We start from the raw sequence: 12,965 nt of genomic DNA, 5'->3' as shown, positions 1-12,965 counted from the left end.
GATCGATGCCGACGATCACCATCCGCACCGACCCGATCGCGCCCGGACGACGCCGCGCGATAGCCGTACGCCTGACCCGGTGGTTGTCCACCCGAGGGCATGTCGAGCCAGCCCACGTCCTCGTGAATTTCGAGGAGCCGTCACCGCAGTCGACCTATACGGGAGGCCTGCCGGTGGAGGCGTTCCCGCGCCGGCAGGGCTCGCTCCGGCACGCGGTCGTCACCTGCCGGATCGGCCCGGACCGCGACGAGCGTTTCCGTACCGATCTCGCCCACGAGGTCGCCGATGCCCTCGGGGTGTGCCCCGAAACCGCCCTGTTCTACCTGGAATTCCGCGCGACCTCACCTGCTGACGTGTACATCGTCCGACGAGGCGGGCTGGAGCGCGCTAACGAACGGTCGATGACCAACAGGTCCACATCTTCCGAGGAGAATCCGACATGACCAGCTCCGCCGTTCCCTCCCCGGCCGACGTTCGCAGCCGGACTCGTGACGCGCTGCGCCAACGGCTCGGGCCACTCGACACCGTGCCCGACGAGACACCGCTGCCGGACGCGCTCGGCCCACGCTATGACAGCCTCACGGCATTGGAATGCATCGGTCTCGTGGAAGCGGAATTCGGCATCGAGGTGGACTTCATCGAGCACGACGTCCGACACGCGTTCCGCAGCATTGCGGCCATCACCGGATTCGTCCACGACCTCCTCGAGGACCAGGCCAGCCTGCGAGCCCACCGGTGACCGTGCCGAGGGAGAAACCGCAGGGGGATGCGGAGGTCGGGTTCCACACGTCCGGCCACACCGGGAAGCCGACGTTGTGGCTGCGTACGCATGACCAACTGCGGACCGAAGCGCAGATGATCGGCGACGTGATCATCGGAACCGTCGACCGGGTCGTCACCTTCGCACCCGCCGAGCACCTGTTCGGACGGCTGTTCGGCGACGTGCTACCCCGCCTGCGGGGCATTCCGGTCCAGGACCTGCACACCGATCCGACCCAAGCACCGGATCTGATCAAGACCGCCCGCACGCTCCTGGTCTGCTTGCCGTCGACATGGGCGGTGCTGCAACGGATGATTCCGCGACTTCGTGAACTGCCCGGCACCGTGGCGCTGCATGGCACCGGCCCGGTCACACCCGCCGCAGCACGGGTGGTATCGCAACTGCGTGGCAGCGGATTCCGCGCGGTCGAACTCTTCGGCTCGACCGAATCCGGTGGCATTGCCTACCGCGAGATGTCCACCGACCCGGCTCAGGCCCGGCCGTGGCGGCTGTTGCCCGACGTCCGTCTCGTCACCGACGGGCCGGCCAGCGAACTCCAAACCCTGCACGTGCGAAGCCCGCGCCTCGCGCGCCCGGCCAACGCGCCCACCCCGCCGCCATCGCTGCGGCTGCCCGACCTGATCCGGCCCGTCGACGCGCGGCATTTCGACCATGTCGGCCGATCGACTGGCCTCGTCAAAGTGAACGGGCGCCGCTGTGACATCGACGCGGTCGCGGCGGACGCGAGCCGGGTCCTCGGCACGGAGGTTGCGTGCCTTGCCATGCGCGACCCCCTTCGCGGCGAGCACTACGAGCTTTACTACGACGATCTCGCGGGCACACTGACCGACGAGACCGTCTGGCATCGCCTTCCGGGCGCGCTGGCGGGTCGTCCGGTTCCCCGCACGTTGCACGCGGTGCCGGGAATTCCGCGAACGGCGACCGGCAAACTCAAGCTCGACCAGTTGCACGCTGCAACGGCACAGCGGTCGGCGGTGCGGGCATGACCTCTGCCGGGACAGCAATCGAGAACCACCCTGATACCGATCCGGTGCTGCGTCTGGTGGCGCGGACCCGGTGGGGCTCATGCCTGCTGCTCACCGACGCCGAACGGCGCAGCCTCAGGATCACCAGCCGCCGGATGAGCTATGTTGCCGCCAGCTCACCCGTGTACGGAGTCACGCACGGCTTCGGTGCACTGGTCCAGTACGAGGCCGACCCTGACCCGTCAAAGCAGGCGGCCGGGCTGCTGGCACACCTCGGCGCGGGCCAGGGCGACCCGCTGCCACCGGACGTCGTGCGGACGATGGTGTGGCTCCGGCTCCAGAGCATGCGGCGTGGATACTCCGGTGTCGACCCGCGAACCTGGGACGCGCTCGCCCGGCAATGGAATGCCGGCTTCACGCCGGTCGTGCCCGCCGAAGGCAGCCTGAGCGCCAGCGGTGATCTGATTCCTTTGGCCCACGCGGCCCAGGCAACCGGTGGCCACGGTGAGGCGTGGGCCGACCCGGCACACGGCGGGAACGCCCGCGAACCGGCGCACGAAGCGTTGCGCCGCCAGGGGCTACGACCGGTGCGATGGGACGCCAGATCCGCGCTCAGCTTCGTCAACGGCACCAGCGCCGCGCTCGCGCTGGCCCTGCACAATCACGCTCGGCTGTGCGCCCTGGTCCGGGCGAGCGCCGAGATCACTGGTGTGGTGGTCGCACGCCTCGGCGCCGGCACCGAGGCGTACACCGGGGCCCTGGCGGCGGTCCGCGGGCATCCCGGGCATCGGACCGCCGCCGCCTGGATCCGCGCGGCGGCTGGTGCCGTACGACCGGACCTGCGGCGCCCGATGCAGGAGCCGTACTCGCTGCGCTGTGCGCCACAGGTGCTGGGGGCGGTGCTGGACCAGCTCCGTGCGCAAGGGGCGATCCTCGCCACCGAGGCGGACGGATGCACCGACAACCCTGTGCTCGTCGACGGCGTAGTCCTGCACGGCGGCAACTTCCACGCTGCGCCAGTCGTCTTGGCGGTCGAGCAGCAGGCGCTTTGCGTGCATCAGGTCGCATATCTCGCCGAGCGGCAGCTCGCGCTGCTTGTCGACCCGGCACGCAACGGCGGCCGGCCGCCGTTCTTGACGCCACATCCCGGCCCGGGCAGCGGCCTCGCCGGGGCGCAGATCGCGGCTACCGCCCATCTGGGCGCCATCCGCCAGCTCGGCTACCCGGCCTCGATGACCCCCGTCCCGACCAACCTCGGCAACCAAGACCACGTGCCGATGGCACTCAACGCGGCCAACGCAGTCCGGGCGATGCTCGAGCGGGCTTGGTGGATCATGGGAACGCTGGTGCTCGCGACACATCAACTTGCCTTTCACGGCAGTACGCCCCACGGCGGAACCGGTCACCCGATATGGGACTGGTGCGCGGCGAATGTGCCGGCTCTCGACGAGGACCGGCCACTCGCCGGTGAGGTTCGCGCGGCGGCAGCCGCCGCGGCGGATCTGTTCCAGCCGACCGCCGAACCGATGTCAGCTCGATGAGAGGATGAGAGTGCTTACGGTCAACGAGACACCCGCCGTCATCGCGCAACAACCCGTCTGGGACGACCAGGCCTTGGCGAAACAGGTCATCCGGGACCTAGCTGCCCGGCCGCCGCTGGTACGGCCCGATGCGTGCCTCGCCCTGAGCACCCAGCTAACCGCCGCCGGACGCGGCGACGCCTTCGTCATCCAGGGCGGCGACTGCGCCGAGCCGTTCGCAGACAGTGCCGGGCATCGGGTCCGCGCCAAGGCCGCACTCCTGCACCACCTCGGCGACCTGTTCGAACGAGTGACGGGAATACCGGCTGTCCGCATCGGACGGCTGGCCGGGCAGTACTCCAAACCCCGGTCACAGCCCACCGAATCGTTGCCCGGCGTGGGGACCCTTCCCGTCTATCGGGGAGATGCGATCAACTCACCCGAGCCGACGCCCGACGCACGCCGCCCGGACCCCCGGCGCATGACGCAGGCGTACATGGCGACAGCCACCGCGCTCGCCTCGCTCCTACCGCCCGAGTTGATGTTCACAGGTTTGACACACCACGCGTTCGCCCCGGTCTTCGCCAGCCACGAGGCGCTCCTGCTCGATTTGGAACGACCACTGCTGCGGCGGCACGGCGACCGGCTGTTCAGCTCGTCAGCTCACATGCTCTGGATCGGTGACCGCACCCGCCGCCTGGACGGACCGCACGTCGCATTCGCCGAGGCCATCCAGAACCCCATCGGGGTGAAGATCGGCCCATCCGCAAGCCCGCCGGAAGTCGCAGCCCTGGTCCGTAAGCTGGCTGCCCGCCGACCACCCGGGAATCTCGCCCTGATCCTGCGGCTCGGTTCCGATCGGGTGGCGCACACGCTGCCCCCGTTGCTGGACGCACTCGCCGCGCAGTCCGGCAGCCTCCTCTGGATGTGCGACCCGATGCATGGAAACACCCGGCGGGCGACCGACGGGGAGAAGACGAGAATGCTCGACGACATCACCCGCGAAATCGAGACGTTCATCGCGGTCCTACGCCGTAGGGGTGTGCGTCCGTCAGGCATCCACCTCGAGATGACCCCGGATGACGTTTGCGAATGCGACCGTGGCCGGCCCGGGGCGCCACTCGCCACCCCGGCTCCACTCTGCGATCCGCGCCTGAATCCGGACCAGGCCGAGAGACTGGTGAGGCGGACCGCGGACCTGATGGCTGACGCGAAGGCGGATTGAGGCTCAGGGGAACCACCTCTCCCCACATCGGTGTGAAATGACCTCGCCCACATCGCACGAGGTGGCCCTCGGCGGTTCATGAAGGTGAATCCGATCGCTATCATCCCCTCGACGGGGAGGTGTCCTGGGTGAGTGACTCGCCGGAAGACCTGTTGCGCTCCTTCGAGCTGCAGGCACGAGAGCAGGCCGAACGCGCGCAGTTGCTGAGTGCCCGCCTGGAGCGGCACTCGGCAACGGTGGAGTCGGGCGACGGCGCGGTGCGGGTGACCGTCGATTCCACCGGCGGGCTGGCGGCGTTGCGATTCGGGGCTGCGGCGCAGCGGCTGGGCTACGAACGGTTGGCCGAGCTGGTATTGCAGACCTCGCAGCAGGCGCAGGCACGGCTGGCCGCGTCGATGGGCGAGGTGGTGTCGGACCTCTACGGCGACGACTCGGACACCGCCCGTTTCATCTCTCAGACGTACACCGAAAGATTTCCCACTGTGGAGCCGGACGAGGGCGGCGAGCGGCGATGACTCAGCCAGACATCAAGTTGTCCGCGGAGGCGGTGCGCCGGCATGCCGGCGCCGTCGACGAGACCGCTGACATGATCGACGAGGGCCTGGCCGGCGCGGCGCACGTGCAGGCGAGCGCCGAGTCGTACGGCACATTGGTCGGACCGCAGTTCACCGGACTGCTGAACCCGTTCCAGGATCACGCGATCGGCGAGATCAGGCAGGCGGCCACCGCGACCCAGCGGCTGGCCGACACGCTGCGCGCCATGGCCGCCGATTTCGACCTGTCCGACGCGCAGGCCGCCCGCCGCATCGCCGGATCTGGCGAATGAGCGACTACGCCTTCACCCGCGCCGGCGTGGTGGCGCCCGAGGCGTCCACCGGCTGGTACGAGGGCGCCGGCATCCTCGAATCGGTGATGGGCACCGTCGACGGGTTCAGCAACGGCGACTGGCTGGGCATGGGCGGCAACCTGCTGTCCACCGGACTGTCCGCCATCGGCGCGGTGATGGACCCGTTCCAGGCGATCTTCGCCGCCGGGGTCGGATGGCTGATGGAGCACGTGTCGTTCCTGCGCGAGCCGCTGGACTGGCTCTGTGGCGATCCGAAGGAGATCGAGGGGCACGCGCAGACCTGGCGCAACATCGGGCAACGCATCGACTTCGCCGCGCAGTACTATGCCGGCGAGGTGCGCCGGTCCACTCCGGATTGGACCGCGCTGGCCGCCGACGCCTACCGCGGCCGCGCCACCCGCCACGTCGAGGACGTGCAGGCGCTGGGCGCGATCGGTGAAGGCATGGCCAAGATGACGTTGATCGCCGGCGCCATGGTCGGTGTCGTCCGCAACACCGTGCGTGACATCATCGCCGAGGTCGTCGGCGCGGCGGTGTCCAAGGCCGTACAGGCCGTGCTGGTGGTCACCATTCCGAAGGTCGTCGCCGAGGTCGCCCTCCTCGTCGCGGAATGCACCACGAAGATCATGAACCTGTTGAAGCGGCTCGTCGCCTCGGTCGGCAAGCTGTCCGGCGACATCGGAGCCCTGCGAGAGCTGCTGGAACGCATCTCGGCGTCACTGAAGGAAGGCACCAACGGCGCGCTCGTCATGGGCGCCTACCGGGCCCAGGCCGGCGGGGAGATGATGGAACGCGGCGCCGTCACCGGGGTGGCCGACGGGTGGAGTGCGTTCAAGGGCGCACACCAGACCATCAGCCAGGGACACACCGCCGTGCACGGCGCCACCGACGCCGTCGTCGGCGAGTCCCTCAAGGCGTCCTCGGTCAACAACGGTCTGCAGAACAGCGGCGCCACCGGGGACAAGTTGCCGGATCCGCACCCCGACACACCGATCCAACTCCCGCTGTGATCGGAGGCCCGCTGTGATCGGAGGCCCGCTGCCATGAGCGACGACGCCCACCGACGCCGCATGCAGGAACGGCTGGACAAGATCGGCCGGGACAACGCGGACGCCGACGGGGCTCTGCCCGCCCGGCCAGACCCCGCCGGTGCCGTCTCCCCGGTGACACCGGCGCGCCGGCCGGCACGTCGCCGCGGCTGGCTGTTCCTCGCCGCGCTGGCGATTGCCAGTTTCGTCCTCGGCGAACTGGCGCTGACCGTGCAGGGATGGACCGGCCCGGACTTCGCCGACGCGGACCGCACCGGCCAGGCCACCGTGGTCGACTGCGAACGCCACGGGCCGATCGGCCGCGGCTTCGGCTACTGGGACGAGTGCACCGCCGACATCGTCTGGAACGGCGGCTTCACCGAACGGCACACCTTCGACCGCCGCAACTTCCTGCACGCCGACGAGGTCGGCACCACCGTCACCATCGGCCAGGGCACCGGCTTCCGCGGCGGCGGCGTCACCTACTCCCGCCCCGAACTCCCCCACCGCCCGTTGATCACCGCACTCGGCGTCATCCTGGTCGTCCTGGCCGCCCTGCCCGCCCTGCTGCTGGTGGGAACCCTGGTGATCGCGATCCGGAACCTGGTGCGCCGACGGTGACCCGTCAGCCCACCACCGGGGCCGGTACGGGGACGGCGCGTAGCCGCTGGTGCACGCCGCCGTACACGGTGGTGGCGTCGGGTAGCAGGTGTTTGGGCAGGGCGGCGAGCATGGTGTAGTTCGGGTCGCACACGTTGCCCACCAGCGCGGTGCCGGCCTGCGCCACCAACTGGTAGGCGTCGAGGGTGTCGAGGCCGGTCAGGTCGGCGGTCCAGGTGACCAGGTCGTGTTGGCTGATCCGGAACGCGTCTTCCAGCGGGCGGGCGCAGCCCACACTCATGACCGTGGTGTCGGATTCGATCCGTGGCCACGGCGTCGCCACGCCCTTGATGACCTCGACGGCGAACACGGTGTGCATGGCCGCCTCGACGGCCACCCCGGCCACCTCCCCGGCTCCTTGCCGGGCGTGTCCGTCGCCCAGGCCGAGCATCGCCCCGGGCACGTTCACTCCCAGATAGACGGTGGCGCCCGGGCGTACCTCGGGCGTGTCCATGTTCCCGCCGTGGGCGTCGCAGGTGATCGAGCTGCGCGCCTCCCCACCGGCCGGGGCGACGCCGATGGTGCCGTGCATCGGCGCCAGCGGCAGATCCACCATGAACGGCGACCGGCGTGCCCGGTAGCGCACCAGCCCGGCCGGCGCATCGATCTCGTACAGCCAGACCCGCTCCTCCAACGGCGGCTGCAACGTGGCGGTGTGCGCGGTGGAGGTCAACGCCCCGAAATGTGGAAACGTACTCGACACCGCGACCGGGCGGGCCGGGACCATGGACAGCACGTGCACGGCGAGGGTGTCCCCGGGTTCGGCGTCCTCGACGAAGAACGGGCCCGTCACCGGGTTCAGCCGGCCGGGCGCGCACACCCGCGACGGTAGATCCTCCACCGAGCGCACCGCCCCGCCGAAGCAGTCCTCCGTCACGGTAGACACCACGTCACCACTGCGCAGCCGCGCCACCGGTGCCGCCGCCCCACCGAACGTGAACCTCAGATCCTCAGCGGCAGGTGTGTACTCGTGCACGCTCATGACTCACACTCCTTCCCGGACCGGGTCGGCGTGCCGCCCGGCAGTGAACCCGGACAGCTCCGGCCGCCGCCCGGCCAGATACAAACCGGCCAGGACCAGCAGGCCCACACCGATCCACACGAACCCGAGGCGTTGGGCAGCAGGAACGCCGTCAACGCCCCGAAATTGATCAGACTCGACAGCAAGGCAATCCCATCACCCCGCGCACTCATCGACAGCCCCAACGTGAGCGACGCCACGGCCACCAGCAGGATCGCGTTGCGGGGCACGTTGCGCTCACGCGACACCTTCGCCAAAAACGCCGGCAACTGCCGGTCGCGGGCCATCGCGTACAGCAGCCGGGAAATCGCGACCTGCGCCACCATCGAGTCCGGCAAACCCCACGCGACCGCGGTCGCCACCGCGCAGACGGTGGCCAACCACGGCCCGGCCGCCACCTGCGCGGCGGTGTAGAACGCCGTCCCGTCCGGATCCCCGCCGACGATCAACGCCTGTGGGTCCGGGGTCAGGATCGCCGCCACCCACGTCTGCGCAATAAACAACAACCCGCCGGCGCCGCACTCCGAAACCCTGATCGATCTCGCCCAGGCCGACGGATGGACTGTCAACGTCGTCGCCACACCGGCCGGCCTCACCTTCATCGACGAGCAAGCGATCACCCAGCGAACCGGTTCTCCCGTCCGCAGCAGCTACGCACCCGTAGGACGGACACGCACACGGTCCAGCGACGCCGACGCGCTGATCATCGCCCCAGCTACCTACAACACCATCAATAAGTTGACACAAGGCATCAATGACACCTACGCACTGAACGTCGCCGCCGAGGCCATCGGCCGCAAAACGCCAACGGCCATTCTGCCCTTCGTCAACACCGCACTCGCCGCTCGTCGTCCGTTCCGACAAGCAGTCGAGGCATTGCGCAGCGAGGACGTCACGGTGCTGCTCGGGCCCGGTCAATGGAAACCCCACCCACCCGGAACCGGAGACCAGCAGGCCCACGAGTTCCCCTGGCAGACGGCTCTGCTCGCGGTGACTCGAAACCCGGGTAGGGCATGATCTCATCCCCGAGAATTTCGTCGGCTCCCCGTGCCGGGTGCGATCATTCACTGGTGCGTTCATCGGTGCAACGGCCGCGGGTCCTGGTGGTCGCTCTCGGCGGCACCATCGCCATGACCGTCGACCAGACGGGTCGTGTCACCCCGTCGCTGACCGCCCAGCAGCTCGTAGACGCCGTCCCCGGCCTCGCGGATGCCGGCCTCGACATCGACGTGTTGAGCTTCCGCAGCCAGCCCGGCGCCTCCCTGACCATCGCCGACATCATCGAACTGTACGGCGAGATCACCCGCCGGCTGGGCGGCGGACTCACCGGGGTGGTGATCACACAGGGCACCGACACCATCGAGGAGACCGCCTATCTGCTCGACCTGCTCCACCCCGGCCCGCAGCCGATCGTGGTCACCGGGGCCATGCGTAACCCCACACAGGCTGGCGCGGACGGACCGGCGAACCTGCTCGCCGCTATCCGGGTAGCCGCAAGCCCGGCGGCTCGCGACCTCGGCTGCCTGGTCGTTCTGGCCGATGACATCCACGCCGCGCGCCGGGTGCGTAAGAGCCACTCCACCAGCGTGGCCACCTTCGTCTCGCCCAACGGCGGTCCGCTGGGCCATCTCGTCGAAGGCAGCGCCATCATCGTCAACCGGCTTCCCGGCCGGCACACCCTGCCCGCACCCCGTGACCGGCTCCCCCGCATCGGGTTGTACACCGCGACGCTCGGCGACGACGGCTCGATGATGGAGGGCGTCGCACGGGCCGTCGACGGGCTCGTGGTGGCCGGTTTCGGTGTCGGGCATGTGCCCGAGCCGTGGCTGCCCGCACTCACCACGGTCGGCGCTCGGATACCGGTGGTGCTCACCTCGCGTACCGGTAGCGGTCCCGTTCTCGCCGGGACGTACGGCTTTCCCGGATCCGAAAGTGATCTGCTCGGTCGCGGAATGATCCCGGCCGGCCTGCTCGACCCGTACAAGGCGCGCATCCTGCTGATGCTCGCCCTCGCTGCGGGCAGAGACCACGAGCAGATCAGTGCGGCCTTCGCCGCGGCCGGCGGTCTCGGCCCCGTGACCGACTGGCCCTGATCGCGCGGCCGAGGGCTTCGGCCCAGGTGCATGGTCATCAGCGCGCCCCCGGCGAACCGGGCCCGTACGACCGGGCGCTCGGCAGTTCGGCCGGCGTCGCCGTGTCCATCAGCCGGTGCTGGAAGCCGAAGCTGCGTCGCCCGCATGGCGCAGGGCTTCGTGAGCGCCGCGCAGCAGCGGCTGACCGTGCCCGACGCCCGCGACACGGGCGTTCAGCGTCGCCAGGCGGGCCAGCGCACGCCGCGCCCTGCGACGGTCCACATTGAACGGGCCCAGGGTGACCTCACCGCCGGGTCCACTGACCGCGATGTCGCCGGTGAGCACCGCTGAGCGGCGCGGAATGTGCACCGCGATGCTCCCCCAGGTGTGGCCGGTGACGGCGTGGACGATCAGTTCTTCATCGTCGTCAACCGGGTCACCGTGCTCAAGTTCGACCGACACGGCGCAGCGCGGTGCTTCGAGGTTGCCGGGATGGGACGCGGCTATCCGCTCGTAGAGTGGGCGTTCCGTGGCGGTCAGATCGGGTAGCGGTCGCGGGGTCTCGCCGCGCAGCACGGCCGCGTCGCGGGGGGCGGCACACACCGGGGCACCCGTCGCCGCGGCGAGTGCGGACGCGGCGCCCGCGTGATCGCTGTGAAAGTGGGTGAGCACGATCGACGCCACGTCGTGCGCGTTGCCACCGAGTTCGGCGACCGCGTCCAGCACCGCCGACTCGTCGCCGTAGAGGCCAGGGTCGACGACGATGAAGCGCGCCGCGGTGGTGCGCCACAGGTAGGCGTTGCTGGCCGAGGTGGGCAGCACCCAGAGATCCGGGGCGATCGCCTGTGGGCTGGTCATGCCACGGCCCCCGCACCGACGTCACCGGCGGTCCGCCTTCGGCCCGGGAAGAAGTCGGGCAAGGTGATCTTGTCCGCGGGCCGGGAACTCAGCCGGTCGGCCAGGGCGAGCCGGCGTGCCGCAGGGCTCGCGGCCGCACGGGTGAGCATCCGCATGGCGGTGACCCCGGCACGGGTACGGGGATAGGCCACCCCGGGCACGCCGGGCGGAAGGGTCTGCGCGGCGGCGACGTACGGCCGCATCCGGCGCTCGAAGTTGTCGAACGCCGAACCGGGGCCCGGCGCGGTCGCCAACTCCGCGGCGAGCACGTACGCGCCGACCAACGCCAGGCTGGTCCCCATCCCGCTCAACGGCGCCGGGCAGTAGGCGGCGTCGCCGACCAGGCCGACGCGCCCTCTGCTCCACCGCGCAATCCGCACCTGGCCGACCGCGTCGAAGTAGTACGGGGCGGCGTCCAGCCCGTCCAGGATCCGAGGGGCCACCCAGCCCACGCCGGCGAACCTCCGCCGCAGGATCGCCGTCTGGTCCGGCCGGCTGAGATCCGCCAGTCCGCGGGTGTCGGACATGAAGGCGAGCGTGGCCCGGATGGTGCCGAAGTTGTCCGGGCGCACGGTCACCGCCCGCCGTCCGGGAACCGTGTGCCAGCGCCACCAGTCGGTGTCGTCCGCGGCGCGGGGGATCGTCAGGTAAGCCAGGTAGAGGCCGAGATGCTTGATCTGAGCGTCGGGCATCACCATCGATCGGGTCCGCGACGTCAGCCCCTCGGCGATCACCACGACGTCGAACGACCGCGGCGCGCCGTGGCGGAAGGTCACGTCGACCCGATCACCCCGGTCGTCGAGACCGGTGATCTGATCACCGAAAATGTACTCCGTGGCAGGTTGGGTGGTCTCGACGATGACACGGGACAGTTCGCCGCGCAGGATCTCCAGTTCCGCGGTCGCACCGTCGATCGCGGAGGCGGTCTTCGGAAAGGACGCGACGGTGCGCCCCCGCTCGTCCACGATCTCGGTGCCCTGTTCGCCGCTGGCGGTGGCGAAGACGGCATCCTCGACGCCCATCCGGCGGATCACCTCGCGGGCGGCGCCGCGTACGTCGATGTTCTGGCCGGCGTCACGCAGGCCCTCGAAGCGTTCGACGATGGTCGTGGTCCAGCCGGCGAGGTTGAGCCAGTGCGCCAGAGCCGGGCCGGCGATGCTGGCGCCGGAGATCAGAATGCGAGGTGCGGGCATGGATGATGACACGTCCTTCGGCGTCGAGGGGGCTACGGCAGCCGGGAGGAGCCGCGCCTTCGCAAAATATATAGTTTCTCTAGTAACTAGGCAATGGAGCTAGGTCCGATGGACGATCAGCCGTACGAGCTGCCAGAGCTGGCCGACGCCACGATCGCGGTGCAGCACGTGATCAACGCCTCGCACGAACTCACCGCGCGGGCCTCCCGCGAACTCGGCATCAACGCCACAGACATGAGCGCCCTGTCGCTGCTGGAGCAGCACGGGCCGATGGGACCCGCCGAGCTCGCGTCGCGGCTGGGGATCCGGTCGCCCTCGGTGACCGTGCTCATCGACCGGCTGGAGAAAGCCGGCCATGTGGAACGCACCAGTCATCCCCACGACCGGCGCCGCGTCACCGTCGCCGCAACGCCGACGGCGCACCGGGCAACACTGGACTTCCTGCGACCGTCGATCCTCGCGATCGACGAGGCCAGCAGGGCGCTCACCCCCGACGAGAACCGCGCCGTTGTCGACTTTCTGCGAGACGTCATGCGCGCCATGCGGGCATAGGGGCGACTCGTCCCGTCCGGTCCGACACGGTTTCGGCGGCACGCGGACGCCATTGCGCCTGCGGACTATAAAATGAGTCAGGCTGCACGCCATGACGTTGGCCGTAACGCACCTTCGGCAGACCTCTGAGCATCATTTCCATCCGAGCCCGGGTCCAGATGTCGATGTGGCCTCAGAGATCAGCACTGCCTACGCCATCACCAC

15 protein-coding genes and 1 pseudogene are annotated in these 12,965 nt (G+C 69.7%); 12 read left to right on the top strand and 4 right to left on the bottom strand.

Annotated features, from left to right (window positions below; genetic code table 11):
* Nucleotides 1–5 precede the first annotated feature (5 nt).
* The 9 genes from IEY73_RS02265 (at nucleotide 6) to IEY73_RS02225 (ending at nucleotide 6,987) form a co-directional block, all read left to right on the top strand.
* Complete coding sequence (locus IEY73_RS02265; RefSeq protein ID WP_189077315.1) at nucleotides 6–443, top strand: hypothetical protein; 438 nt, start codon at nucleotides 6–8, stop codon at nucleotides 441–443.
* Nucleotides 440–739, top strand: coding sequence for an acyl carrier protein (locus IEY73_RS02260; RefSeq protein ID WP_189077314.1), 300 nt, complete (start codon nucleotides 440–442; stop codon nucleotides 737–739). Before IEY73_RS02265 ends, IEY73_RS02260 begins: the two co-directional genes overlap by 4 nt.
* Nucleotides 736–1,767, top strand: coding sequence for an AMP-binding protein (locus tag IEY73_RS02255; RefSeq protein ID WP_189077313.1), 1,032 nt, complete (start codon nucleotides 736–738; stop codon nucleotides 1,765–1,767). The genes IEY73_RS02260 and IEY73_RS02255 overlap by 4 nt, the downstream gene beginning before the upstream one ends.
* Nucleotides 1,764–3,287: an aromatic amino acid ammonia-lyase gene (locus tag IEY73_RS02250; protein ID WP_189077312.1), complete on the top strand. Its 1,524-nt coding sequence runs from the start codon at nucleotides 1,764–1,766 to the stop codon at nucleotides 3,285–3,287. Before IEY73_RS02255 ends, IEY73_RS02250 begins: the two co-directional genes overlap by 4 nt.
* Nucleotides 3,288–3,291: 4 nt before the next feature.
* The gene (locus IEY73_RS02245) at nucleotides 3,292–4,491 is read left to right on the top strand and encodes a 3-deoxy-7-phosphoheptulonate synthase (RefSeq protein WP_189077311.1); all 1,200 of its coding nucleotides are present in this window, start codon (nucleotides 3,292–3,294) and stop codon (nucleotides 4,489–4,491) included.
* Nucleotides 4,492–4,619: 128 nt separating this feature from the next.
* Nucleotides 4,620–5,006 carry a YbaB/EbfC family nucleoid-associated protein gene (locus IEY73_RS02240; RefSeq protein WP_189077310.1) on the top strand — a complete coding sequence of 129 codons (387 nt, stop codon included), beginning with the start codon at nucleotides 4,620–4,622 and terminating at the stop codon, nucleotides 5,004–5,006.
* Nucleotides 5,003–5,317, top strand: coding sequence for a type VII secretion target (locus IEY73_RS02235; protein ID WP_189077309.1), 315 nt, complete (start codon nucleotides 5,003–5,005; stop codon nucleotides 5,315–5,317). Before IEY73_RS02240 ends, IEY73_RS02235 begins: the two co-directional genes overlap by 4 nt.
* A complete protein-coding gene (locus IEY73_RS02230) occupies nucleotides 5,314–6,348 on the top strand; it encodes a hypothetical protein (RefSeq protein ID WP_189077308.1) in 1,035 nt (344 codons plus the stop codon). Before IEY73_RS02235 ends, IEY73_RS02230 begins: the two co-directional genes overlap by 4 nt.
* Before the next feature lie 33 nt (nucleotides 6,349–6,381).
* A complete protein-coding gene (locus IEY73_RS02225) occupies nucleotides 6,382–6,987 on the top strand; it encodes a DUF6346 domain-containing protein (RefSeq protein ID WP_189077307.1) in 606 nt (201 codons plus the stop codon).
* A 4-nt stretch (nucleotides 6,988–6,991) separates the two neighbouring features.
* Here the strand turns inward: IEY73_RS02225 and IEY73_RS02220 are convergent, their stop codons facing one another.
* Nucleotides 6,992–8,008, bottom strand: coding sequence for an acetamidase/formamidase family protein (locus IEY73_RS02220; RefSeq protein WP_189077306.1), 1,017 nt, complete (start codon nucleotides 8,006–8,008; stop codon nucleotides 6,992–6,994).
* 3 nt (nucleotides 8,009–8,011) lie between these two features.
* A pseudogene (locus IEY73_RS02215) lies at nucleotides 8,012–8,556 on the bottom strand (amino acid permease); the annotation flags it as partial.
* Here IEY73_RS02215 and IEY73_RS02210 point away from each other — a divergent pair.
* Nucleotides 8,492–9,064, top strand: coding sequence for a flavoprotein (locus IEY73_RS02210; RefSeq protein ID WP_306661465.1), 573 nt, complete (start codon nucleotides 8,492–8,494; stop codon nucleotides 9,062–9,064). The pseudogene IEY73_RS02215 and the gene IEY73_RS02210 sit on opposite strands and share 65 nt — an antisense overlap.
* A 53-nt stretch (nucleotides 9,065–9,117) precedes the next feature.
* Entirely contained in the window at nucleotides 9,118–10,140 is a 1,023-nt protein-coding gene (locus tag IEY73_RS02205) for an asparaginase (RefSeq protein WP_268240400.1), read from the top strand.
* Between the two features lie 108 nt (nucleotides 10,141–10,248).
* Here the strand turns inward: IEY73_RS02205 and IEY73_RS02200 are convergent, their stop codons facing one another.
* A complete protein-coding gene (locus IEY73_RS02200; RefSeq protein WP_189077304.1) occupies nucleotides 10,249–10,977 on the bottom strand; it encodes an MBL fold metallo-hydrolase in 729 nt (242 codons plus the stop codon).
* A complete protein-coding gene (locus tag IEY73_RS02195) occupies nucleotides 10,974–12,209 on the bottom strand; it encodes an FAD-dependent monooxygenase (protein ID WP_189077303.1) in 1,236 nt (411 codons plus the stop codon). The genes IEY73_RS02200 and IEY73_RS02195 overlap by 4 nt, the downstream gene beginning before the upstream one ends.
* A 108-nt stretch (nucleotides 12,210–12,317) precedes the next feature.
* On the opposite strand from IEY73_RS02195, the gene IEY73_RS02190 reads away from it, so the two are divergent.
* Entirely contained in the window at nucleotides 12,318–12,761 is a 444-nt protein-coding gene (locus IEY73_RS02190; protein ID WP_189077302.1) for a MarR family winged helix-turn-helix transcriptional regulator, read from the top strand.
* Nucleotides 12,762–12,965 lie beyond the last annotated feature (204 nt).

It is taken from the genome of Mangrovihabitans endophyticus, from assembly GCF_014646155.1.
GTDB lineage: Bacteria > Actinomycetota > Actinomycetes > Mycobacteriales > Micromonosporaceae > Actinoplanes > Actinoplanes endophyticus.
The sequence above is the reverse complement of the archived record's forward strand: the minus strand, read 5'-3'. Positions and strand labels throughout refer to the sequence as shown.